Origin of the sequence: Xanthomonas sp. LMG 12462 (assembly GCF_009192885.1) — a bacterium.
In the GTDB taxonomy this organism is placed as follows: Bacteria; Pseudomonadota; Gammaproteobacteria; order Xanthomonadales; family Xanthomonadaceae; genus Xanthomonas_A; species Xanthomonas_A sontii.
The window spans coordinates 46,360-70,630 of sequence record NZ_NMPP01000043.1 but is presented as its reverse complement, the minus strand read 5'-3'; the positions used below and the strand labels follow the sequence as shown (position 1 = coordinate 70,630).

Sequence of the window (24,271 nt, the reverse complement as noted above, 5' to 3'; positions counted from 1 at the left end):
CCCCGCTCCACCGCAGTCGCACCGATGAGCCGCTGGCGTCCCCCTGCCGAAAAAAGCACCGCCCTGATCACCCCGGAAGGCCATGCCCGACTCAAGGCCGAGCTGGAGGAACTGTGGCGGGTGCGCCGCCCCGAGGTGGTCAAGGCGCTGGCTTCGGCCGCGGCCGAGGGCGACCGCTCGGAGAACGCCGAGTACACCTACCGCAAGAAGCAACTGGGCGAGATCGACCGCCGCGTGCGCTACCTGAGCAAGCGCCTGGAAGCGCTGCGCGTGGTCGCCGAGGCGCCGTCCGACCCGCAGGCGGTGTTCTTCGGCGCGCACATCGAACTGGAGGATGCCGACAGCGGCGAACTGCGCCGCTACCGCATCGTCGGCCCGGACGAGACCGACGCGGCGCGCGGCTGGATCAGCATCGATTCGCCGCTGGCGCGTGCGCTGCTGAAGAAGCGCGTCGACGACGAAGTGGAAGCGCAGCTGCCCGGCGGCCGCCACAGCTTCGTGGTGGTGGCGGTGGACTACGCCGCGCAGTGAGCGCGCGGCGCCGCGGCGCCACGCGTGCCGCCGTCTGCGGCCTCAGAGCACCCGCAGATCCAGCGGCGTTGCCGACGACGCCTGCGCCGGCAGCGCATCGCCGAACAGGTCGTGCTCGTCGCTGTCGGTGATCTCCACCTGCACCAGATCGCCCGGCTTCAACCCGAGTTCGCCGCCGTTCTGGATATGCACCAGGCCGTCGATCTCCGGCGCATCGGCCTTGGAGCGCGCCACCGCGATGCCCTCCTCCAGCAGGTCGACCAGGCACTCCTGCACCGTGCCGATCTTGGCTTCCAGGCGCGCGGCGGAAATCGCCGCCTGCCGCTCCATGAAGCGCGCCAGCCGCTCCTGCTTGAGTTCCTCGGGCACCGGATCCGGCAGCGCATTGGCGCTGGCGCCGTCCACCGGCGAATAGGCGAACGCACCGACGCGGTCGAGCTGCGCGGCGTCCAGGAACTCCAGCAACTGCTCGAACTCGGCGTCGGTCTCGCCGGGGAAGCCGACGATGAAGGTCGAACGCAGGGTGATTTCCGGGCACAGCGCGCGCCAGCGCTGCACGCGCTCCAGGGTGCGCTCCACCGCGCCCGGCCGCTTCATCAGCTTGAGGATGCGCGGGCTGGCGTGCTGGAACGGGATGTCCAGGTACGGCAGCAACTTGCCCTCGGCCATCAGCGGGATCACGTCGTCCACGTGCGGATACGGATACACATAGTGCAGGCGCGCCCACGCGCCCAGTTCCGACAGCCCCTCGCACAGCGCCTTCATCCGCGTCTGGTAGCTGCGGCCGCGCCACTCGCGCTCGGCGTACTTCAGGTCCACGCCGTAGGCCGAGGTGTCCTGCGACACCACCAGCAACTCGCGCACCCCGCCCTTGACCAGGCGTTCGGCCTCGCGCAACACCTCGTCGACCGGGCGCGACACCAGGTCGCCGCGCATCGACGGAATGATGCAGAAGCTGCAGCGGTGATTGCAGCCTTCGGAGATCTTCAGATAGGCGTAATGCCGCGGAGTCAGCTTGACGCCGATGTCGTCCTCGGCGCCCCGCGCGCGCGGCAGCAGGTCCACGAACGGGTCGTGGCGCGGCGGCAGCGCCGCATGCACCGCTTCCATCACGCTCTGGTAGTCCTGCGGGCCGGACACCGCCAGCACGTCCGGATAGGCCGCGCGGATCTGCTCCGAACGCTTGCCCAGGCAGCCGGTGACGATGACCTTGCCGTTCTCGGCCATGGCCTCGCCGATCGCTTCCATCGACTCGGCCACCGCCGAATCGATGAAGCCGCAGGTGTTGACCACCACCACGTCGGCCGCGTCGTAGCTGGGCACGATCGCATAGCCCTCCACGCGCAGCTGGGTGAGGATGCGTTCGGAATCGACAAGGGCCTTCGGGCACCCAAGGCTTACCATACCTATACGCGGCTGGCGGGCCGCCTGTGAAGTTGTTTCTGTCATGTGGGGTGAACTGTGAGTGGTCTTGTCTATAGCTACATGCGCTTTTCCGACCCAAGCCAGGCAGCCGGCCATAGCCGCGAGCGCCAGGAGGCGTACGCGTCAAAATGGGCGGCAGAACACGGTCTGCAGCTGGACAATAAGCTCACGATGCTGGATGAAGGCTTGTCAGCCTATCACCAGCGGCACGTGACGTCAGGAGCGCTCGGGGCGTTTCTGGCGGGGGTACAGGCCGGGCGGATCGAGGCGGGATCGGTGCTGGTGGTCGAAGGGCTCGACCGGCTTTCGCGCGCCGAGCCGATCCAGGCCCAGGCGCAACTGGCCCAGATTGTAAATGCCGGCATCACGGTCGTCACCGCCAGCGACGGCAAGGCCTATAGCAGGGAGCGACTGAAGGCGAACCCCATGGATCTCGTCTACAGCCTCCTGCTGATGATCCGCGCCCACGAAGAGAGCGATACCAAGAGCAAGCGGGTCAAGGCGAGCATACGCTGGTTGTGCGAGGGATGGCAGGCCGGCACTTACCGTGGCCGGATCCGCCAGGGGCACGATCCCGAATGGCTGCGCGAAGTGCCGGGTGGGCCCAACAACGGTTGGGAACTGGTTCCCGAGCGAGCCGCGGCCGTGCGCAGAGCCGTGGCGATGTACGTCCAGGGTGCAGGTGGCCTGCGCATCATGCAGGTCCTCGACGCTGAGGGTCTGCAGCTCTACACCACCAGCAAAAACCACGCCCCACAGTTCTACCGCCTGATAAAGATGCCCCAGTTGGTGGGCAACATGCCCGTGAGGGTAGACGGCGAGGAGTTCCTGTTGGAAGGGTACTACCCCGGAGTGCTCAGCCAGCCGGAATGGGAGGAACTGTGTCGGGTCCGCTCGCAAAGCGGGCGACGGCGCGTCAAGGGTGACCTTCCTCACGTCATCACCGGAATCGGAATCACGACTTGCGGCTACTGCGGCCGCGCCATGTGTGGACAGAACCTCGCATCCAAGAAGCGCCTGCCCGATGGGCGCATCAGAGACGGGTACAGAAGGCTGTTGTGCGGCTCCAACGCGTCATATGGCGACGGCTGTAGCGTCAAGGCCAGCACCAGCGTGGCGCCGATCGAACGGGCGCTCATGAAGTACTGCAGCGACATCATCAATCTGCAGGCACTCTTTGGAGCCGAGGGCATTGACGCACCTCGTGCCCGGGCGGCTTCCGCCCGCGCGAAGGTGGCCGAGATCAACGCGCAACTGGAGAAGGTGACCGATGCCATGCTGGCAACATCATCGGAAGGAACTCCGCAGGTATTCGCGCGCCGCGCGCGTGCCCTGGAGAAGGATTTGCACGATGCCGAGAACGCTCTGAGGGATGCGGAGCTCGAGCTTGGAAAGATCAGTCGCAGGGATCTGCGAGGGGCCGATCAGGCATGGCGCGATTTGGCCACTGGCGTTGAAGCCCAGGATATCGAGGCCCGACTGCGCGCACGACAGTTGGTAGCAGATACATTCGAGCGAATAGTGATCTATGCCCGTGGCATACGACCCGATCCAGAAGCCAGCGAACGCGACTACTGCATAGACATCGTACTGGTGGGACGCGGAGGCAACTCACGCCTGCTCCAGATCGACCGGGAGGGCAATCTGCTCCAAGCCGAGGATGTCGCTCACCTGCAGGCTGTCGAAGTCGCCCCCCCCAGGCATCCAACATAGCGCGCCGCACCTGACGAAGGCCATCGGGGTCTGCTATGCCACTCCGTATCGTTCGCCAACTGGTATGCGGTACCAGAGCCAAACCGATTCCCTCGGGCCGACCAAGTCGGCGACCGCCATCATGCCAGGCAAGTCATAAGTGACGCCGAGGCCCCATGACGCTCTACACCACCGACTACCTTGAGTACTACCTCACACTCGTGGGCTGGATCGTCCAGAACGGCATCTGGAACATCCTCGTCGCGAGCGGAGCGTTCGCCCTGCCCTTCGTCGCGATCGTTGTCCAGGAGTGGCTCCGCGCCAGAGGCGAAGGCGCCGACGAGGGCAACAAAGGCGTGCTGTCGGCCGCCCGGATCGAGAACCGCGTGTGGGTGGCCGTGGTCGTCATCCTGTTCGCCGGCATCCCCTTCATCGACGTGGATCTTTCCACCATTCAGTTCGATGCCAGCCGCTCCAAGCAGTGCAAGGTCGATGTGGCCGTCCCCCAGGACACGCGGTGGTCGAACGCGTTCACCACGCTCAACAACCAGAGCGCACGCGTCCCGGTCTGGTGGTTCTTCATGCACGCGATTTCCAAGGCTGTGACCGGCGCCGCCGTCGCAGCTATACCCTGCGGGACGGATCTGCGGCAGATGCGGATGGAGATCGACAGCACCCGCATCAACGATCCGGTCCTGGCACAGGAGGTGGCCGACTTCACGCGGGACTGCTACGGACCCGCGAGGGCGAAGCTCTTCATGGGCCGCCCCGAACTCTCGGACGCCCAGATGGACGACGTGACATGGATCGGATCCGCCTACTTCTTGGGGACTAGCGGGTACTACGACAGCTACCACTCCCAGACAGCCCGCGCTTCCTGGCCGTACGACGCCACGCGCGACGCGGGGTTGGCACAGGTCACGAATGGGGGCGGATACCCCACCTGCAGGCAATGGTGGAACGACGGCGAACGCGGCCTGCGTAGCCGGTTGCTGGCACAGGTGGATTCCGGCCTCCTCGCCCGTGTCGGGCGCTGGGCGAGCTTCGTGTCGCGACAGCAGGCGGACGACGCGGTCATCCGGGCCATCGCGGCGCCGCGCCAGCAGACCATGAACCAGGGCCAGGCCTATGCCGACTACGGCGGCCAGGTCGACATGACGTTGCCCAACATCGTCACGCGGGGAGCGGCCGACGTAGGCCTCGCCGCTGGTTCGGTGGGTTTCTTCCCGGCCATGGATGTTGTCCGCCAGGCACTACCGATGGTGTTGTCGTTCCTCAAGATGGCGATGGTGATTTGTGTACCGCTTGTCCTGCTATTCGGCACCTACGACCTCAAAGCCCTGGCGACCATCAGCTGCGTTCAGTTCGCCCTCTTCTTCGTGGACTTCTGGTTCCAGTTGGGCCGCTGGATCGACAGCACAATCCTCGATGCACTCTACGGATGGAGCGGCCCCCACAGCAACCTCGATCCACTGCTCGGGCTGAACAATGCGTTCGGAGACATGTTGCTGAACTTCGTGATGGCGAGCATGTTCCTCGTGCTGCCAACATTCTGGGTCAGCGCGCTGGCTTGGGTCGGCATCCGCGCAGGAGCTTTCGCTCAAGGGCTCGCTGGCGGCGTGGGCGATGCCAAGTCTGCTGGCGGCAAAGGCGGAGGAATAGCGTTGAAGGCGTTGAAGTAGCCCGCTAGTTCGGATCGTTCGGATCGTAGGGATCGATCCGAGCGCCGTCTTTGTCGTAGAGACCAAAGCCTAGGAGACCGTTACGCCATTGGGGCGGCTCATCCTCCTCTCCCAGCGAACCGCTCGCATTGGCAGCAAGCCAGCAGCCCGCCGCCAGCATCAGAACCAGCGCAGCTATCCAAGCAGCCACATAGAACAACGCTGCGAAAACTGCCAGCCTGAGTCCCCAGGCCAAGATTATTGCGCCACCCTGCGGGGTGCCCCGCGCAATCAGCCAGAGGTTAAACCTCCTGTCCTGCCCCAGGAGCCAGAGCCAGGCGCGCGCGGCAGCACGCCCTGCCCTGCGGCTCAGCGGCGTTCGCGATTGCGAAGTAGCCATGGTGGTGCCCTCATGCTGCTTCAAACGTTGAACGGGTTACGAATCGACAGGCTCTCTTCGATGATGAGGCCATGGTGCATGTCCTCAGAGTAGAGCGTCTGGCAGCCTTCGGCTGCGGCCGCCGCCACGATGCAGGCGTCGTAGAACGACAGCTGGTGCCGCGCTGCCAGCTGGCGGGCCCGGTCGTGCACCTCGACCGTGAGCGGCACAATACTGCAGAACTCTCTCACCAGCGCCAGGAACTGTCCCACCTCGCTCCACCCCATCTTCAGCTTGCGCACGCAGACGTGGGTGACCTCGTTGAGTACCTGAACGCTGATAACCGGGCGACGCTGCAGCAGCGCCTCGGCGCTGTCCGCCTTGACTGCATCCTCCGACAGCAGGTAGAGCACTACGTTGCTGTCGAGGAACACCTTGCTCTTACCCGCGGCCATTGGCCTCGTCCCGGTTGAACTTGAAGTCCGCAGGCAGCTTGCCACGGAAGGAGCGGAGTCGCTCCAACATGGCCTCTGGCCCAGGCTTCTTCCGCACTGCGAAAGACCGCGGGTCATCGACGAAGATTTCGATGTCATCGCCTTCCCGCAGCTCCAGCGCCTCGACTACGTTCGCCGGCAGGCGAACCGCCAGGCTATTGCCCCACTTCGCGACTTGCATGACTTGATCCAAATGATATACATGTGATGCCGTATATCCTAACCCCTTAGCGTCGCTTCGCAAGTCCCATCATCGGCTCCGGCAGCAAAGGGCGCGTGCGCGGCAAATGGGAAGGGGAATGGAAGGGGGATCAAGGGCAAAGGCCCTACCCGGAAAGACAAAAAGGCGGCTACTCGGAGCACCTTCTCATTGGCGCCAGCGGCGATGGCGTTCTGCTACTACTGAAGAGGCGATGCCCACTGCACCTGACGCCTCCAGCCCGCTGCGGGCAACCGATCCGCGGTCGTCGAAAACCAATGCCCTCCCACACATCCCAGGAGACCTCCCCATGCCGCTAGCACTTGGCCTTGCAACGCTTCTCGCGGTTACACCCGTTCAGGCCGAAAGTGCCACGCAGGCGGACGCCGCAGTCTGCAGCGAGGCGATGGGCATCTACTTGCCCGAGCGACGCACCACCCCAGCACCCAACATTCAGCTGACCCACTTCCAGTACATGAGCCCGGACGTGGCCTGTGCGAGCAACGTAGAACGCGACGTGCTTAAGACCGCATCAAGCCCATTGCCGCCTCCTCTTTCGCCCACAGCAAGGCGCGCTTCAGCGTCATGGTCCGCTACACGCTCACGGCAAATAAGCCAGCGGTCTTCGAGATGCAGACCACCACGACGCCTTCAGCTGAAGAGGGGCGGCTGACCGCGTTCTACAACGGCGCCTCAGCCCTTACCGACGCACACAGTACCCACGGCACCGTCTACGTCGTGTTCAAGTATGAGATCTCGCCAGTGGGGCGATGACAGCTTCAAGCCGCATTGGCTAAGGGAGGTCGGTTTTCGGCCCGTTGTAATCGTTCGTGCCTGGGTTGCATCGCCTGCTGCACTGGTGTTCGGAGTCGCTCGCGCGGACTGCGCGTGCCTCCTGAGAAACACTACCCAAACGTCAGCAAACGACTGACGAAATGCTTCGGGACGCTCACAAAGAAAAAGCGTCCTGAGGACGCTTTTTCAAAATTGGCGGGGGATGGGGCACTCTTAGGGCCTAAGTCTTCCAAAACGAAGCCGTGACTTCCCTGCAGTGTCCAGTGCGCATACCCCCAGTAACCCCGCGCCCTTTCGATTGCTTTTCAGCTTGACCTTTAGCCTCATTTTTTCCCCTTTCGCTGAATCTCGAAATCCACAGAGATCTCGAACACCATGAAGAAGGAAGCAAACAACACCAGACATCCGCTGAGGAAGTCTCCGAACAACGCCGTGGTAGACACAGCACCGAAGCCGGAAATCGGACGCTAGTGTACGACAGCCGCCCCGGTGTTGAAAGGACACTGCGGCTGGAGCCTAGGAGTGACCTGCTGCTTCCATGAATCTCGTTCCCCACGAATGGGTCTTCCTCCGGGAGCATCTACCCAACCTCGGAGAAATCATCGGATCGGCGTTCAGCGAAGCCGGAACAAGGGACTGGGATTGGACGTTGAAACTACCAAGGTAAGCGACTTCTTCGCCCTACTGAGGGCGACGTACATCTTGGATTTCGCGTAAAGCGTCGACGTGAACTGTGTCTTGTCACAGGCCATCAGCATCACTTGCTCGCATTCCAGCCCCTTCGCCTTGTGGATGCTGCTGAGCACTTTCTTAGGCGGAGATAGATGGAAATACGAACGCATGCGTGCCACTTCCGCAAAACCTTCGTCGGGACCTGCGAACTGACCGATGCGCACGGCATCCCGCAACTCGGAACTGTGGTCGATCTTCACCGTGTCGAAGCCCGCTGCAGCGTCCTTCACCAAGGCGGTGATTTTCGCGAGGGCCTCCGACACACCTCTATGCGACGGATCGTTCAGTAGGCATCGCGCGACCGCTTGTATGTTCGCCGGCTTTCCTCTGGTTGCGCGCACCGCCCCAGTGCGGATCTCCTGAAGAAGCTGATTACCATGGCTGGATGGACTGAACCCTGCTGCGACGCTACCCATGAAGGTGATGACGCCGTAAGCAAGAGCCTCCGGGCTACCTTGATCGTTGCGCAGTGTTCGCACAAGCGCCCCTAACGCCTCGCGCGTATGCCCTTCCCAGATGGGAACTTTTCGACCCCAGAAAGCGCGAAGTGCAGTGACCAAGTCGTTCTGCGACGCGAGGATCATCAGATTGGGGTTGTCTCTCAGCATCTTGTCGATAGGCTTTCTGTCTTCACCCGACAGCTGATAGATCGCTCGCATCTGGGACATGTTGTTCCCGACAAGAACCTTGACGGAAGGCGGTAGCCCAGCAGTCAGGTCGATCGGCGTTCCGCGCTCCAGGCTCTCCCGCGCCTCAATGACCCAGGCTCCCAACAAAGGACAGCCGGTTTTCCAACGGTGAGGTGTAAGCAGTTTCTCTCCTGCTCCCTGCGCCTTCAGGGCATCCCAGCGAACACGGTCCTCACGTGCAGCCCTGTCGCTTCTGCCCCCGTAAAGCCGCTGCATGGGGTCACCAAAGATCCGGACCGTGGCTCCAGCAGATAGCAAGGACATGACAACGCTGTGCTGATCGACACTGGAGTCCTGGTGCTCATCACATACGATGACCGGATAGCGTCGCACCAGCGCACGAGCCACCATGGGTTGATTGCGCAGGAATGTTGCAACCTTGCTCGCCATGATCTCGAAGCCTTGTCCGCCATCCTGCCAAGCCCAGGATGTCAAATCACGCGGCAATTCCAGTGGCTTGTGATACGCCAGCGCGATCTGCGCAATCAGGGCATCGATGGTCTTGATCTCCACACGTGACCCGGCCTTCTTCGTACGCTCCGCGAAAACGGAGCACGCGGCGTGCGTGTGCGTCAAAATGAGCAGGCGGCCATCACCGAGTCCACCGACTACGTCTTGCGCGTAAGCCGCCCCCTGATAGGTCTTTCCGCATCCTGCTGCAGCTTCGATGATCACCAGTGGCTCGGGCGAGCGGAGAAGCTTGGCAACGGCCTGGTCGCTCATAGATCGAGCTTCTGTAGGGGCGGACGTCCCACAGCTGCCAGTACCGCGTTGACCAACGGAAGCAACTGCGGTTGGACGTCCGCCCACGCACCCAGAGCTACCATCTTCTGGGCCAGTTCCTTGCCGCCGTCTGTGGACTTGAACCATTGCTGGGCATGCTTCTTCCAGGCTTTGTCCTGCCCTTCGGGGGCGCCAACCTTACTCCCGGTGGCGGCCGCAACGATCAGAGCGCGCCAGGTCTGGCCAGAGGCTTTCAGCGCCTCGTCTATCGCGTCGGTCGTCTTGTGTTGAATTCCAAGGCGATCCGCCAAAGTCCGGAGTCGGTAACCGTCGAGTTCACCTTCGGCGTCCTTCAGCAGCTCCAGTAGATTTGCTTCGGGAACCGCCCCGATCACATGATCCTCGGTGCAGCCCCTCGGCCATTGGTGCAGGCGCCCTGCAAGCTTATCTTTCAGTCTCCTCCACCGCTCCGGGGCAGTGCCTTCATCATCCGCCAGTCCGGCAAACAGCAAGCCGGAAGACGCGAGTGTCTCTAGCAACTCTAAGGTCGCCCCATTGCCCTGGCCATCGCAAACGCGCACCCCGTGGTCGAGCGGGTTGCCCTCGAAAGCCTTCTCCAACAGGTACTGCAGGAAGCCGACCTCGGTGGGGCCTTCAGCAATGACGGCCACACGCGCCAGGAACGTTTCAGGATCGCGTTTCTGCTGTGGACCGATCTTGTCCCGAGGCAGCGCACCGATGGAGCCCTGGCTGTCCAGATACCAGAGGTGCGCGTCCTCTGCACACGAAATTGCGACGGGGCTGTGCGTCGTGAGGAAGATCTGCCCCTGCTGATTGGCTAGGGTGTTGATGAGTTTGCGCAGACGGTATGGTTCCAGCCCACGCTCGATTTCATCGATGAGCGTGACGCTTGCTTCCTTATCGGTGGCTGATGCGATCTCAAGCGCGGCCATTCGTCTTGTACCGGCACCCCAACTGCTCAGAGGCAAAGCCACACCGTTTTTGGTCGCCATCAAGCCGATCAGTGCTCCGATGGAGAGTCCCTGGCTGGTCGTGAGTCCGAGCTTCAAGTCGCTGGGAAGCGCGGCACCAGCCATTCGCCCGTCCAGCGACTCGATCGCTTGCTTGCCCTTGTCGTTGAGCGAGTCGTGCAAGTTGAGGCCTGCCACCTCCTTGCCGATACGAGCCCGCAACGCATTGTCGGCCAACAACCGATCCAGGGCGGAACCATAGACAAGGCGCAGATCACGATCATTGCGCTCATCAGCGCTCATTCGGACCAGTCCGATACGCCGACGAACGGCCGTCGAGAAATGGTCGTACTCGTCGTTGGGTTGAATGACCTCCCACGCAAGCTCTAACTCCGTGGTCCCCCGTACGCGCACGCGATACACCGGCTCGCCAGGCGCCGGGAGGTCACCCTCCCCGTCGGCCGACGGGGCTACCGCATCTTTTCCATTCCACACCCATGGCCAGGCGAAGGTGTTCTGTGTGCCGATCCCGGTGGCGTCGGGTAGTGACATGACAGCCTCGATGACGAATTCCTGTGCGCTGTCGCGTGACCAATAGTCCGCCTCGGAGATGACCACAGTATTCGACGGAGATAGCAACAGCGCGATCGCATCAAGAACAGTCGTTTTCCCTACGTCACCACCTCCCAGGATGAAATTCATTCCCGCAGCAGGCATCCATTGAAAGGAGTGAACTCCCCTGAAGCGCTGAATGATGATCTTATAGATACGGGAAGATTTGCTCATTTCATTCTCCGTAACAGGGAGTGAGCACCTAGTCAAACCGTTCTCCATTGACGCACATGGGAAGCAAGATTTGACTACCCTCTCTGGTTCACTAATCCCTGTTGTTCTGCAATCAAAACTAGGTACAAGTCGTCGCCTAGCTTAGCAGCACCCAAACCAAGCGGCAGATCACCCATTGATGCGAGAAACAAAGCGGAAAATCGCCTTCAAACAAAAGCGGCCGCTCTAAACCTCGGCCCGGCTGGCCACCCCTGACTAAGCGCGGTCGCAGGCGCCTGCGGCAGTATGCGATGGCGCCGATAGCCAAAGCACGCCCCGCGTTCAAGCAACGTCAAGTCCCATTCCTGAGAAATGGCATACCGCTACGGGCGATCGCACCGGGGTGCCGGCTCAATCCACCGAAGCACCGGAATCCTTGACGACCTGCCCCCACTTCGCCCGCTCTTCCTTGAGGAGGCTGGCAAACACGGGCACGGTGCCGCCCAGGGATTCAGGGATCGCCCCTTGGTCAATCAGCGACTGCCGCAACTGCGGCTGCTTGAGCGCACGGTTGATCTCCATGTTAAGCCTGGAAACCACGGGTTCGGGCGTGCCCGCGGGCGCCACCACGCCGAAGATCACGGCCGCCTCGATGCCCTGGAAGCCCGATTCGGCCATGGTCCGGATGTTCGGGAGCGCCGCCACCCGCATGGGGGAGGCGACCGCCAACGGTCGCAGCAGGCCGGCCTGGATCATGGGCAGCGCTGCGGTGATCGACGCGGCGAACATGTCCACCTGCCCGCTCGCCAGATCGGTCATGGCTGGTGCGGCGCCGCGGTACGGCACATGCACCAAGTCGAGACCGGCCTTGCCCTTCCAGAGCTCCCCGCAGAGATGCGCCAGAGTTCCGTTCCCGGACGACGCGAAGGTCACCGCCTTGCGCTTGGCCGTGCCCGCCAGGTCCGCCACGCTACGGTAGGGCCCCTTGGCGGAGACCACGAGCACCAGCGGGACCTTGGCCATGAGCGCGACCGGTGCGAGGTCGCGGGCGACGTCGAACGGCATCTTCTTGTAGAGCGCCTGATTCACGGTCAGGTTGCTCGACTCGCCCATCGCCAGGGTGTAGCCGTCAGGCGCGGCCTTGGCTGCCTTGTCCAGGCCGATGTTTCCCCCTGCGCCGGGCACGTTGTCCACCACCACCGTCCAGCCCAGCGTGGAGTTCAGTGCGTTCGAGAGCAGCCGCGACATCATGTCGGTACCGCCACCGGGCGGGGCCGGCACGACCAGGCGAATTGGCTTGGAAGGGTAGTCGGCCGCATGGACGCCACCAGCGAGCCATGCCATGCCCGCGCCGGCAGACCAGCGCAGCCATGCGCGCCGGGGGATGGGTGTGTTGTGGGAAATCTCGGTCATGGGGATGCCTCGTTTCAATCTTAGGGGTGGATGGACGCCGACACGGCGGCGATGGCGGAGATCTCGATCAGCAGGTGTGGGGAGGCCATGCGCGCTTCCACGGCGCAGCGCGCTGGTGCCGGCCCTGGGGAAATCCACTGCTCCCAGGCGGCGTTCATTGCGGCGAAGTCGTCCATGTTTCGCAGATATACCGTCGCAGACAGGAGCGATCCCTTGTCCGAGCCGGCCTCGGCCAGCCGTACATCGATGCGATCCAGAACTTCCCGGACCTGCTCATCGAACGATGTGGCAGGCGAGCCGCTGGCGGTCTGTCCGCTCAGGAACACGAGGGGGCCAAACGCCACCACCTTGCTCATGCGAGGATTGGTGTGGAAGCGATGCAGTGCGAAAGCAGTCATGTGGTGAGGACGAGGTAGCGTCCTGGCTCAAGGCCGCCCGCCGTTGTTGAAGTTGGCGATCACGGAGAGGGGAAGCGGTTTCAGGGGCGGCCGTACCCGGTAGGCCCCCACTTCGTCGGGGGGTAGACCCAGGCGCTGCGCCATCAACTGCGTCACGGGCGTGCCGCACGTGCGTCCCTGGCAAGGCCCCATGCCGCAGCGGCTCATGAACTTGGTCTGGTTCGGCCCTGCACAGCCCAGGTCCGCCATGTCCCGTACTCTGCCCGCGCTGACGCGCTCGCAGCGGCAGACGATGGTGTCGTCGGCCGGCTCCAGCAGCCACCCGGGAGGCGGATAGAGGGTGTCCAGCAACGGGCGGATGCCGGTATGGCGCCGGAGCTTGGCGACATGCGCGGCCGCGGCCCGGTGCAGTTCTTCCGGCCCGATGCGCCCGAGCGCTCGTGCGGCACCCAGCGCGGCCAGGGCACCCCGGTCCGCCGCCGCCAGCGCACCGGCGATGCTGGCGCCATCGCCGGCGACGAAGACGCCCGGCACGGATGTCTGTCCGTAGAGATCGCACTCGACCTGCCAGGCCGACTGTTCGTTGCTCCAGCGGTGCGCGAGGCCCAGCAGCCGCGACAACTGGTGGTTCGGAACTACGCCGTGATGCACCAGCAGGGTATCGACCGCCATTTCCGTCGGCTTGCCGCGGTGCCGGAAGTGGACTGCACGTACCCGCTCGTCGCCGATCGCCTGTACTGCATCGCAGCCCCTGAACCACGGCGCACGCGCCCACCAGAGGCCGCCCATCATGGAGAGGCCCTTGAGCAGGTCGCGATGCGACCGTAGCGCGGAAGGCAGATGGGACAGCGCGCGGCACGCATTGCCCGGCTCCCCGGTCTCGATCATGGCCACCACGTCGGCACCTGCTCGAAGCAGCTGCTGCGATACGAGAAGGAACAAAGGTCCGCACCCGGCGACGGCCACGCGTCCGGAGGGGATGACAGCATCGGCCTTCAGCGCGATCTGCGCGGCCCCCGCAGGCATCACACCGGGCAAGGTCCATCCCGGGAACGGCGATGCACGCTCCATTGCGCCAGTTGCCACGACCAGTTGCCGCGCTCGCGCCTGGCGGATGCCTCCGTCGATCTGGAAGGACACCTCCAACTGACGCGACACGTCGACCACGAGCGCGCCGAAGCACGTTTCGGCTCCGCTCGCCTGCAACCGGTCCACCAGTACGCGACCAGCTGCATAGTCGTCACCGAGCACGCGTAAGGCCTGCGGCCCCGCTTCCTTCACGCGCCGATAGATCTGGCCTCCGGCCTGGGCCTGCTCGTCGAGCAGCAGCACTTTGAGGCCGAGCCCTGCCGCCTGCGTCGCAGCGGTCATGCCGGCAGGCCCGGCACCGATCACCACCAAGTCGTAGTCCATCACGCGTCTCCGATGGGAGCGGCACCCCCTTGCGGCAGGCGCACGCGCATACCGGCCTCAGCCCTGACCAGGCAGGCTTGCACGTTGCTCTGCCCATCCAGATGCACCAGGCACTCGAAGCACACGCCCATGAGGCAGAAGGGAGCACAGGGCTCCGCGCGGTGGTTGCTGCGGGTGATGGAATGGCCTGCTTCCAGTAGCGCAATCGCGAGCGTCCTGCCTTTCGCGACACGCACGGTGGCGCCGTCCACCTGGATGTCCACGAGGTCAGCCGGCGGAGAGCCATCCAATGGCTTAAACATGGAACCTCCTTGCGGTGAAACCGCCTATGCCGTCCGGCCTCGCACCGGAGGCGATCCACTCGGCTATCGGCCCAGCGTGCTGCGGGGCCAGGGTGATTCCGCTGTGGCACGTCACCAGGAACGCGCCCGGGTGCTGCAACGACTCGTCATAGATGGGGAGGCCGTCCGGACTCATCACACGAAGCGCGCCCCACCCGCGAACCATGCGCAGCCCGGCCAGCGCCGGGAAGCAAAGCAGCGCACGTTGCGCGATCCGTGCGAGCACTTCCCACGTCGTGCCTGCATCGAGGCCCACGTCCTCCTTGGAATCTCCGATCTGGATCGTTCCATCGGCGGTCTGCCGGACATGCAACGTCGGATAGCGCAGGAACGGCTCCGTTCGCTCGGTGATGAGCAACTGCCCGCGAATGGGGTGCAACGGCGCATCCAGGCCCAGGCCGGCGGCCAACGCTGCACTGCCAAGCCCGGCCGCCAGGACCACCTTGTCCGCGTCGATCGTCCCGGTCGCGGTGCGCGCAGTGAAGCCTCCCTGTGGCCGCGCGGTCAACGAGCGCACGGCCGTGTGGGGACACAGAACACCACGGTGTCCGCTGAAAGCCGTGAACAGCGCTCTGAGCAGCTTAAGCGGGCTGACATGCCCGTCCAATGGGCAATAGGTCGAGCCGGCAATCTGCGCACTGACATGCGGGATGCGGTCCTGCGTCTCCGGCCCGGACAATGCCTCGAACGCGAACTTGCCTGCCAGCCTGCGCTGCATGCCTGCGAGCATCTCGACGCGCGCCTCGTACTCCTGCGCGCTGGTGCAGATCGTGAAGCCGCCAGGCTGGGACAGCTCGACATCGATCCCCGATGCCTGCTGCAGCTCGGCGGCGAAGGCCGGCCACATGCCGGCCGCGTCGATCGACCAGTGGGCGTAGTCGTCGCACTTCGCCCCCTTGCCCTGGACCCAGGCCAGGCCGAAGTTGCCGCGGGACGCCTTGAACGCAATGTCACCCTCATCGGCCACGCAGACCGAGAGGCCGCGCCGCGCCAGCCCATAGGCCACGCTCATGCCGACGGCGCCTGCGCCGACTACCAGTACATTGAAGCGGTGCTTGACCGGACGTTGCGCACGCGAGTGCTCGCCGCCCGCCGGCAGCGTGATGGGGTATTGCACAGCCGACATCACTTCGTCCAGTCGAGTCCGAGTGCTCGCACCAACGGCGCCGTCTCGCCCTGCTCGAATTGCTGCAGGCCCTGCAGGACCTCTTCCTGCTGCGGGCCCAACGTATGCGCGGTCACCTGCCGGAACTTCGCCACCAGTTCAGCCCTGTGCATCGGGCGCGCCGGATCGCCACGCGGGTCCACCACGGGCGAGACGAGGCGTTCGCCGGTCTGTAGCGTGACCGTGAGCCGCGATGGCGAACGTTCCGGAAACAGCGATTCGAGTTCCGGGTCAGGCCGCACGACGACGGTATGTGCGAGCCGCACGATCCTGGGGTCGCTCAACATCGGCTGCTTCAACGGAAGCAGCGCGCTCTCGCCACCCATCGCCGCAGCCGCGAGACAGAACGGGACGCTGTACTGCGCATCGGTGAGCGAGATGGGCGCGGGCCGGTTCGCGAGGTTGAACGTGGCCCGGTAGGTCGCGACCTCCATGCCGTCGATGTCCTCGACGGAGAAGCCATGTTCGCGCTGCAACAGGAGCAGCGCATCGAGAGCTCCATGGATGTGGCGGCAGCAGCCGAAGGGTTTGAAGTAGGTGCCTTCGATCAGTGGTGCCGGGCCGAAGTCGGCCAACGCCACATCCGCGTCGAACAGCGTCGGGATGTCGAATATGTCGGTGGGGCCGGTCGCTCCGGCCGCAGCCATCTCCAGCGCCGCCAGCCCCGCGAGGCATCCGTACGGGATGCCCTCTTTCACGTCGGAACCGGCAAGGCCCGCAAGGGCCGGCAGCGCGGGCGAGGCCTGCGCGCCGATGGCGAGTGCGTGGGCCAGACATTCCAGCGACGTGCCCTGCAGGTACCCGAGCGTCGCGATGACGCCATATGCCGACCATGCGCCGGAGGGGGCGTACGACAGCCGCGCCATGGCGACGCGCAGCGCGACCTCGTAGCCCGCGACGACCGCGCGGAGGACCTCGTCGGCAGAAAGGGACGGCCGCAACGTGAGCATCGCCAAGGCGGCCGGAATGACTGCGGCACCCGGATGGCCACGGGCGCGCCGGTAGCCGTCGTCCAGGTCCAGCGCGGCGGTGGCCGCGCTGTTGGCCAGCAGCGCGGCGCCCATTGCTCCACTGCCACCCGAGAACCAGATAGGCACCGCGCCACGCCCGAGCAGGCGTTTGGCGCCGTCGCAGGTGGCGACCACACCGGGGACATCCATGGCGGCGCCGGCAGACCCCAGCGCGTCCAGCACGCAATTCAACGCGACCTCTCGGGTCGCAGGCAGCAGTTGCCGATCCCGTGCGTTGACGATGAATGAAGCCAGCGCATGCGCAGCGCCGCCGGCCGATCCGTCCGGCGCCTCAGCTCTCCTGAACATATAACTCTCTGGCATATTCCGTTCCTCTGTAGTAACGCAGCGCCGCTCCTGCAGCGGCGAAGGAATTTCTGCTCGTTGCTTTGATCGTATGGAGAGCGCTCTCGATCGACTATTGCCATCTCGGGGGCTGCAAATGCCGAAAGGTTATGCATGAAGACCGACCTCAACTTGAGGCACATAGAAGCCTTCCGCGCAGTGATGCTCGCGGGCAGCGTCGTCGGCGCGGCGGAACTGTTGAACATCACCCAGCCCGCGGTGAGCCGCACGATCGCCCAGATGGAACTGCGACTGGGCTATTCGCTGTACCAGCGCAAGGGCCGCAGGCTCGTGCCGACAGCGGCAGCGCAGGCACTCTTCCGCGAAGTCGAACAGGTCTACGGCGGCATCGAGCGCATCGCGCAGGTGGCGCAAGACCTGCGCTACCACCGTGCGGGTGCGCTGCGGGTCGCGGTGTTGCCGGCCCTCGCGCAATGGCTGGTACCGCATGCACTTGCGCAGTTCATGCAGGACCGGCCGCAGGTCAGAACCTTCGCGCAATCGATCCCTTCGCGACAGATCGCCGAACTGGTCTCGACGCGCCAGTTCGACGCCGGGGTAATCGAGCTGCCGCTCTCGCATGCGGGCATCGAAGTGCGTGCCTTGCCCTCGGCGTCATTAGTGGCCATCGTTCCCAGAGGACATCGACGGGCGGCCGCCCAGGAGATCTCCCTTCAAGAGCTGGCCGAGGAGCGCCTGATCCTTCCTTCGCAGCACAGCTACATCCGCTACCAGATCGATGACGTCTTTAACCGGAGGGGCGTCGCCGCCCAGGTGGTCGCTGAAACACCGACATCTTCCATCGCGTGCGCGCTCGCGGCTGCCGGGGCCGGGATTGCGCTGGTGTCGCGGTGGGTGCCTTCCCCGATGGACGATCCGCGCTACGTGACCATCGCTCTGCGCGAGCCGATCCGGTCCCAATACGGGCTCATCACGCCTTCGGGCGCGCCGGAGAACGCCCTGGTGGACGAATTCGCGGACCTGCTGAGCGGGCGCATGGAACAGGACTGATGGTGCGCAACGGCGAAGCTGCGCCGAAGCTTGGAGCGCCAGTTCGTTCACTTGGTCGCCTCACCAGATATTGAATCGCTCTGCGCCCGCGACCGCTCATGCACTGTCATGGCGACGTTCGCACCGACGATGACGGCGATGCCGAACCATTCGAGGGGTCCTGGCATCTCACGCCAGGCGACGAATCCAACGACGATGGCGCCCACCAGCGTGGCGTATTCGTAAGGCGCGAGCACGGAGGCAGGTGCCAGCCTGTAGGCCATCGTGAGAAGCAGTTGCGCCGACCCTCCTAGCACCCCCACGGATACCAGCCGCACCGCATCGGGGGTGTCGGGTACTACCGCTTGCAGCGGCAGCGTGGCGACGCCCACCACCGTGCCAAAGAGCGTGAAGTAGAACGCGATCCCGAGCGCCGACTCCGATTCGGCCATCTGCCGGATAGCCACCAATGCCACTGCGGTCGCGACGGCGGCCATCACCCCGAAGACCTTGCCCAAAGGCAGTCCGGCGCGCAGATCGGGCTGGATGACCATCAGCATTCCAGCGAAGCCAACAAGGACGGCGGCCCACCTGCCGGGGGATACCTGCTCACCGAGCAAGGCCACCGACAGCAGGGTGATGAACAGCGGCGCGGAGTACGTGAGCGCAGTGGCGGTGGACAACGGCAGCAGCGAGACCGCGCCGAAGCTCAGGAACAGGGATGCTACGCCCGCGACCGATCGACGGAGATGGGCAAGCGGGCGCGAGGTTCGCAGTGCGCTCCATTGGCGCCGGGCATGGACGACAGCGATGATCGGCAGCAGGGCGAATGCGCTTCGTGCGAAGACGATTTCCCCGATGGGATAGCGGCTGCCCAGAGACTTGATGAGCGCGAACATCCACGCCAGCACCAGCGCGGAGGCGAGCTTGTACGCGATCGCGCGCAACGGCGTCCGCCGCGGGCCGCCCCGGCGGGGTTCAGGCGCTGAGGATCGTGGAGACACGGCGCTTCCCGCGCTCAAGCAGCGGCTACCGCGGCAAGGATGCCTCGCCGGTCGAGCCCGGACAATCCGAGCCGCCTCAGCGCATAACCCTCAGCCGGCGGGGGCTGGCGGCGCACGATGGATGCGATCTGGATTATCGCGCGCATCGTCAGCGCATCGACGCCGGCTTTCAGGCCCAGTTCGTGCCACGGAACCAGCACCAGCGGCACGTCCTGCTCGACGAAGCGGTGCCGCATACTGGAAGGAGCCATCTTCTCCTGGTTGTGCTCCACGCTCTCTCGCGCGAAGTCGCGCAGATTGGCGAATCGTCCCCCGTAGTACGCGTTCATCATTTCGACCGCGGAACGCACGGAGAGTCCGTACCGACTGGCGATGCGCATGCGCTCCTGATCGATCGCCTGCATCACCCGGACGACCGATGCGCTCATGCCCTGGCGGTAGAAATGGAAGTCGCCGGCCGTGGACTCGATCCACCCCGTGTTGAGCAGCGCAGGCACCGGATGCAGCACGGCGTTGATGCAGGACAGCCCTGCCTCCAGCACATTCCGGTACCACCGCAGCGGCATAGGGAACAGACGCGCCAGCGCCTGCAGCGTCCCCTGATCGCCGATGGGCGCGAGGGAAGCAATGTGCAGCTGGGATTTGACGCCCATCACCTTCACGTTGGCGCCGACCAAGCGAGACGCATAGGGCGCCGAGCTGGTCTCCAATATCGCGTGCGCCCTGAGCAATCGCCGGGCCGCGAGGCAGAAGAAATTTCCGGCAATGCACACGACGACGTGCCGAGCCAGGTCATGCGCGGAGAGCGCCGCGATCATGTCGTCGTGCGCAAAGGATGGCAGGGCCAGCACCAGGTAGTCCGAGAACTGGAGTGCTTCGCCCAAGTCGTTGCTGAGCACCGGCATGAAGCGACCGCGCATCTTTCCCGACACGCCGAGATAGCCCCGGCGCAGGATGGCGTGCAACGCCGCGCTGTGGTCCGGGTGGGCGTACAGCAGCACCTTGCCGCCGCGGCCGAGAACTTCCGCCGCAATGGCGCAGCCGCAGTGGCCCGCCCCGATGATCGAAACAGATATTTCGTTAGCCATGACGCGCATCTGTGAGCTCTTGGACGGGCCACATCAAACGCGCCAGCCAACGCAGTTTCCGTGAGCGCGATTCCATAGACCCAGATCGGTCTCGCAAATGCACCAAGTGCTGCAAGGTAAGGGGGGCAACGGCGATCCCGTTCGTCATTCACTGGATACCACCAACGATTCGCTCGCGCGCTCATGTTGCAGTGCATGCACTGCCGGCTGACCGAGGCGACAGCGCAATACCGGCAAGGCCACGACCCTATTGCGGCATGACGTTCTGATTGGCATGCCGCACCCTGCGATTCCCCTCTTCCACGGGTGCGGCGCAGGCAGGGCCCGCTGTTCCCGCTCCAAGACATTCAGCACTCCATGTTCAGTCTATTTCGGCGCGCAGTTGACGCCGCATCGACAAGGCATCGCACACCGCTGGCTGCGCCACAGGCTGCCACCACAGCGACCTCGCCCCAGGGCTGGACCGCGCATCAGTCGGCCCCCGAATTGCTCGCACCGCCACGCCGCCAGCGGCTTCTGGAGCACATCTGGCAACGCACGTCGCTGTCGCGTGCCCAGTTCGAGCAGTTGTATCTCGCACCCATCCGGCGCTACGCCGAGTTCGTGCAGTTGTTCCCCGCGTCGGAGAGCCACCACCACGCCTATCCTGGAGGGATGCTGGACCATGGACTGGAGATCGTGGCCTACGCGCTCAAGCTGCGGCAGTCCCATCTGCTTCCCGCTGGCGCCACGCCCGAGGCGCAGGCGGCCCAGGCGGAAGCCTGGACCGCGGGCGTGGCCTATGCGGCGCTGCTGCACGACATTGGCAAGATCGCGGTGGACCTCGAAGTGGAGCTGGACGACGGCTCGCGCTGGCACGCTTGGCACGGGGTGCTGCGGCGACCCTACCGCTTCCGCTATCGACGTGGCCGCGAGTACCGCCTGCACGGGGCGGCGAGTGGCCTGCTGTACCTGCACATTCTCGACCGAGTCATCCTGGACTGGCTGAGCGGCTACCCCGACCTGTGGCCGCCCCTGCTGTACGTGCTCGCTGGTCAGCACGAACACGCAGGCGTCCTCGCGGAACTGGTGATCCAGGCAGACCAGGCGTCGGTGGCGCAGGCGATGGGAGGGGACCCGGCACGGGCGCTGGCCGCGCCGAGGCACGCGCTGCAGCGCAAGCTGCTGGACGGCCTGCGCTTCCTGCTGCGCGAGCAGTTGCAACTCAACCGGCCCCAGGCATCGGATGGATGGCTGACGCACGATGCCCTGTGGCTCGTGAGCAAGACCGTCTCGGACAAGCTGCGTGCGCATTTGCTCTCCCAGGGAATGGAGGGCATCCCATCAAGCAACACGGCCGTCTTCGATGTGTTGCAGGAACACGGCATCGCCCTGCCGGCGCCGGACGGAAAGGCCATCTGGAGGGCCTGCGTAACGAGCGAGAGCGGCTGGTCCAACACCTTCACGTTCCTGCGCGTGCCGCCCGGCCTGATCTGGGACGCTGGCGACCGCCCTGCCCCCTTCGCCGGGACGGTCAAAGAGGTGGCGTCAAACGCCGAGGCCGAGCCCGAAGTGTCACCCGCGCCACGGTCCGCCGCCGCACCGCCGCTGGAAGCGCCGGCTCAAGCACCCAGTCACGTAGCGACACCGCCGCAGCAGGATGGCATCGCAGCGCTGCTGGACCTGCTGCAGCTGGACAATTCCGCCGGCCAGGAGGCTTCCCCCGATGCGGCCATCGCTCCACAACCCGTGCAGCCAGGCCACGGCGCTGGCGGCGAGGCCGACGCGACGGCTCCGCATGAAGCAGATGCGCCTGCGAATGCTGTGTCTGGGCATGGTTTCATGGCTTGGCTAAGGCTGGGCCTGCAGCAGCGCCGGTTGGTCCTCAACGATGCCAAAGCCCTGGTGCATACCGTGGCTGACACGGCCTACCTCGTGAGCCCGGGAGTGTTCCAGCGCTATGCGCAGGAGCATCCCGAAGTCCGGGCGCTCGCGAAAGGCGAGCAACTTGCGGACTGGCAGTGGGTGCAAAAGCAGTTCGAGCGACTGCGGCTGCACCGCAAGCAGGCGAACGGTCTGAACATCTGGACATGCGAAGTGACCGGACCCCGCAAGACACGCCGTCTGCACGGCTACCTGCTGCGCGATCCGATGGCGGCGTTGCCCGAGACACTGCCGAACAACCCATATCTGCACCTGCTTGAATTGAACGAACCACAGCCGTCCCCAAAGTCGAAGCCTGCGAACTGGGAACCTCTCACAACCCGCGCTGGTAGGCGCCCCCAGCCCAGCCGCGCAGATTTCAGCGCCTTGAATGCGCAATAACGCCTGCGCAGTGGCCTGGAGCCTTTCACTTGGGGCGCTGCGGCCCCTTCAACTCAGGCTTTCGCCGTTTGCAGGCGCACCTGTGCCTTGGTGGTCGCCGGTTTGAAGAACGCATCCACGCCCCGCTCCAGGAACGACGCCAGGCGCTTCATGTTGTAGCAGGCGGCCATCATCGTCATCCCCACCGTGGCGCGCGCCTGCCCGATCGTGCGCACGAACTTGCCCCCCAGGTGGCGGATGCCGGCGAACACGTGCTCGACCTTGGCTCGCTGGCTCGCAATGCGCTGGTTGCGCCTCTTCTGGCACTCGCTCAAGGGCTGGCCCGCCCGGGCCCTGCGCTGCATCGCGTCCACGAATCCCAGCACTTTCAGCATCTGGCGCCTTTGGCGGCTTGGGTAGGCCCTGTCCGCATGCACGCTGCGCCCGGTGTTGTTCATGTCCAGCACCTCGTCGAAGTGATGCCCGTCGTGCTCGCTGGCCGTGCCCGTGGCGATCCTGCGGATGAAGCCGTGCTTGAGGTCCACGCTCACGCTGAGCTTGTAGCCGAAGTAGCCCTTGCCATGCTTCTTCGTGTGCGTGGCATCCACATCCTTTTGCCTGCGCCGCACATCGCTCCACTCAGGCGTTCTGCCCTCGGCCAGTGCCTCGCGTTCCTGCCTGTCCAGCCGCTGGCAGGGCGCGGGCACCAGCGTGGCATCGATGGCCTGTCCGCCCCGGGCGATGTAGCCGTGGCGGTGCAGTTGTGCATCCACCCCCTGCAACAGCGCCGTCGCCCCGTCCACGCCCAGGCGCTCGCCGAAGCGCCAGATGGTGTTTCGGTCCGGCACGTTCATCGCATTCTGCAGCAGGCAAAACCGCTGGTAGCTCGCCCGGTCCAGCAACTGGTATTCCATCTGCTCATCGGACAGGTTGTACAGCCGCTTCAAGACCAGGATGCGCACCATCACCTCGGTGGGGTATGCGGGACGCCCGCCCCTGCGGCCATCCCCGCGCTCGATCAAGGCATCTACCAGCCGGGCCAGTGCTCCGAAGTCGATGTGCCGTGCGATCACCTGCAGCGGATCGCCCACCTCATCTCGCTTGTGCTGGCGCGAGGCCTCGGCGAACAGATCGAACTTCAGCGCGCTGCGGGGTGTGATCATGGCAAGGGGAGGGTCAGGCTTCTCGGGTCAGAAAGAGAACAGATGGGTTTTGAGAGGTTCCCAACTGATTGCCGAGGGCCACACGAAGGAGCAGATATTCCTGGATCGCCGCTTGGCGTGAACGAAGACGTCCAAGTCCCTACCGCCATATTTGACCGATTCCTCACGGAGTCGCTTGAATCGATCTCAAAAATGCACATCCATATTCGGAGGACGGAGGGGAGGAGCCTCCGTTTTCGTCCTTGAACAGGAGGGCATAGACGGCCCAGCTACTTTCGAGCAATCGGCAACGCGACCCATGCAACCTTTCTCAACGCGGGCAGCACGCGCAGGACCACACGACAGACCAGTGCGACAGCACACGGTTACAAGGTTCCCACCGGCGTGGGGTGGTCAATACATCCGCGTTTCACAATTCTACAGGGCGGAAAGAAAAATCCTATTTTGGCAGAACTCAGCGATTCCCCTGCCAGCCGCCAATCACAATGCTCAATTAATGAAGTAAACAAGAAGCTCGGCGCTCATGCCGCGGCTTCGAGGAACGGGACACGCACCTATTCGTTGATTATCGGGCCAATCATGTCGGCCCGGCGGTGCGTCAT

General features: G+C 64.5%; 21 protein-coding genes. 6 read left to right on the top strand and 15 right to left on the bottom strand.

Going from position 1 to position 24,271, the window contains the following annotated elements; genetic code table 11:
- Nucleotides 1–24: 24 nt before the first annotated feature.
- Nucleotides 25–531, top strand: a complete 507-nt coding sequence (gene greB / locus CEK69_RS11420; RefSeq protein ID WP_152245671.1) for a transcription elongation factor GreB — start codon at nt 25–27, stop codon at nt 529–531.
- A 42-nt stretch (nt 532–573) separates the two neighbouring features.
- Here the strand turns inward: greB and rimO are convergent, their stop codons facing one another.
- The gene (gene rimO / locus CEK69_RS11415) at nt 574–1,980 is read right to left on the bottom strand and encodes a 30S ribosomal protein S12 methylthiotransferase RimO (protein ID WP_152245669.1); all 1,407 of its coding nucleotides are present in this window, start codon (nt 1,978–1,980) and stop codon (nt 574–576) included.
- A gap of 36 nt (nt 1,981–2,016) precedes the next feature.
- On the opposite strand from rimO, the gene CEK69_RS11410 reads away from it, so the two are divergent.
- The gene (locus CEK69_RS11410) at nt 2,017–3,669 is read left to right on the top strand and encodes a recombinase family protein (RefSeq protein WP_193313971.1); all 1,653 of its coding nucleotides are present in this window, start codon (nt 2,017–2,019) and stop codon (nt 3,667–3,669) included.
- Between the two features lie 155 nt (nt 3,670–3,824).
- Nucleotides 3,825–5,330, top strand: coding sequence for a conjugal transfer protein TraG N-terminal domain-containing protein (locus CEK69_RS11405; RefSeq protein WP_152245665.1), 1,506 nt, complete (start codon nt 3,825–3,827; stop codon nt 5,328–5,330).
- 4 nt (nt 5,331–5,334) lie between these two features.
- Here CEK69_RS11405 and CEK69_RS11400 read toward each other — a convergent pair whose 3' ends face one another.
- Genes CEK69_RS11400 through CEK69_RS11390 form a run of 3 tightly spaced genes read right to left on the bottom strand, consistent with a single transcriptional unit; the run spans nt 5,335 to nt 6,363 of the window.
- Nucleotides 5,335–5,709, bottom strand: coding sequence for a DUF3742 family protein (locus tag CEK69_RS11400; RefSeq protein ID WP_152245663.1), 375 nt, complete (start codon nt 5,707–5,709; stop codon nt 5,335–5,337).
- Nucleotides 5,710–5,729: 20 nt separating this feature from the next.
- Complete coding sequence (locus CEK69_RS11395; protein ID WP_152245661.1) at nt 5,730–6,143, bottom strand: PIN domain-containing protein; 414 nt, start codon at nt 6,141–6,143, stop codon at nt 5,730–5,732.
- Complete coding sequence (locus CEK69_RS11390) at nt 6,130–6,363, bottom strand: AbrB/MazE/SpoVT family DNA-binding domain-containing protein (protein WP_148827818.1); 234 nt, start codon at nt 6,361–6,363, stop codon at nt 6,130–6,132. The genes CEK69_RS11395 and CEK69_RS11390 overlap by 14 nt, the downstream gene beginning before the upstream one ends.
- A gap of 603 nt (nt 6,364–6,966) precedes the next feature.
- Between CEK69_RS11390 and CEK69_RS11385 the strand changes: the two genes are divergently transcribed.
- The gene (locus CEK69_RS11385) at nt 6,967–7,155 is read left to right on the top strand and encodes a hypothetical protein (protein WP_148827819.1); all 189 of its coding nucleotides are present in this window, start codon (nt 6,967–6,969) and stop codon (nt 7,153–7,155) included.
- Between the two features lie 635 nt (nt 7,156–7,790).
- Here CEK69_RS11385 and CEK69_RS11380 read toward each other — a convergent pair.
- The 8 genes from CEK69_RS11380 to CEK69_RS11345 form a co-directional block, all read right to left on the bottom strand.
- Nucleotides 7,791–9,320: a UvrD-helicase domain-containing protein gene (locus CEK69_RS11380; RefSeq protein ID WP_152245659.1), complete on the bottom strand. Its 1,530-nt coding sequence runs from the start codon at nt 9,318–9,320 to the stop codon at nt 7,791–7,793.
- Complete coding sequence (locus tag CEK69_RS11375) at nt 9,317–11,077, bottom strand: ATP-binding protein (RefSeq protein WP_211352206.1); 1,761 nt, start codon at nt 11,075–11,077, stop codon at nt 9,317–9,319. The genes CEK69_RS11380 and CEK69_RS11375 overlap by 4 nt, the downstream gene beginning before the upstream one ends.
- A gap of 390 nt (nt 11,078–11,467) precedes the next feature.
- Nucleotides 11,468–12,469: a tripartite tricarboxylate transporter substrate binding protein gene (locus CEK69_RS11370; protein ID WP_152245657.1), complete on the bottom strand. Its 1,002-nt coding sequence runs from the start codon at nt 12,467–12,469 to the stop codon at nt 11,468–11,470.
- Between the two features lie 20 nt (nt 12,470–12,489).
- Nucleotides 12,490–12,825: a RidA family protein gene (locus tag CEK69_RS11365; RefSeq protein WP_211352207.1), complete on the bottom strand. Its 336-nt coding sequence runs from the start codon at nt 12,823–12,825 to the stop codon at nt 12,490–12,492.
- Nucleotides 12,826–12,894: 69 nt separating this feature from the next.
- Nucleotides 12,895–14,280: an FAD-dependent oxidoreductase gene (locus tag CEK69_RS11360; RefSeq protein ID WP_152245655.1), complete on the bottom strand. Its 1,386-nt coding sequence runs from the start codon at nt 14,278–14,280 to the stop codon at nt 12,895–12,897.
- Nucleotides 14,280–14,582: a (2Fe-2S)-binding protein gene (locus CEK69_RS11355; protein WP_148827825.1), complete on the bottom strand. Its 303-nt coding sequence runs from the start codon at nt 14,580–14,582 to the stop codon at nt 14,280–14,282. The genes CEK69_RS11360 and CEK69_RS11355 overlap by 1 nt, the downstream gene beginning before the upstream one ends.
- Nucleotides 14,575–15,747 (bottom strand): FAD-dependent oxidoreductase, encoded by a 1,173-nt coding sequence (locus tag CEK69_RS11350; protein WP_152245653.1) that lies wholly within the window; start codon nt 15,745–15,747, stop codon nt 14,575–14,577. Before CEK69_RS11350 ends, CEK69_RS11355 begins: the two co-directional genes overlap by 8 nt.
- Nucleotides 15,747–17,120, bottom strand: coding sequence for an MmgE/PrpD family protein (locus tag CEK69_RS11345; protein WP_152245651.1), 1,374 nt, complete (start codon nt 17,118–17,120; stop codon nt 15,747–15,749). Before CEK69_RS11345 ends, CEK69_RS11350 begins: the two co-directional genes overlap by 1 nt.
- A 135-nt stretch (nt 17,121–17,255) precedes the next feature.
- Between CEK69_RS11345 and CEK69_RS11340 the strand changes: the two genes are divergently transcribed.
- Entirely contained in the window at nt 17,256–18,152 is an 897-nt protein-coding gene (locus CEK69_RS11340) for a LysR substrate-binding domain-containing protein (RefSeq protein WP_152245649.1), read from the top strand.
- 47 nt (nt 18,153–18,199) lie between these two features.
- Here the strand turns inward: CEK69_RS11340 and CEK69_RS11335 are convergent, their stop codons facing one another.
- Both CEK69_RS11335 and CEK69_RS11330 read right to left on the bottom strand, forming a co-directional pair.
- Nucleotides 18,200–19,078, bottom strand: coding sequence for a DMT family transporter (locus CEK69_RS11335; protein WP_226975132.1), 879 nt, complete (start codon nt 19,076–19,078; stop codon nt 18,200–18,202).
- Nucleotides 19,079–19,149: 71 nt separating this feature from the next.
- Entirely contained in the window at nt 19,150–20,232 is a 1,083-nt protein-coding gene (locus CEK69_RS11330) for an NAD/NADP-dependent octopine/nopaline dehydrogenase family protein (RefSeq protein ID WP_152245646.1), read from the bottom strand.
- Nucleotides 20,233–20,580: 348 nt separating this feature from the next.
- Between CEK69_RS11330 and mobH the strand changes: the two genes are divergently transcribed.
- A complete protein-coding gene (mobH, locus tag CEK69_RS11325) occupies nt 20,581–22,527 on the top strand; it encodes a MobH family relaxase (RefSeq protein ID WP_152245644.1) in 1,947 nt (648 codons plus the stop codon).
- A 53-nt stretch (nt 22,528–22,580) separates the two neighbouring features.
- Here the strand turns inward: mobH and CEK69_RS11320 are convergent, their stop codons facing one another.
- On the bottom strand, nt 22,581–23,666 hold the full coding sequence (locus tag CEK69_RS11320; RefSeq protein WP_152245721.1) for an IS5 family transposase: 1,086 nt from the start codon (nt 23,664–23,666) through the stop codon (nt 22,581–22,583).
- Nucleotides 23,667–24,271 lie beyond the last annotated feature (605 nt).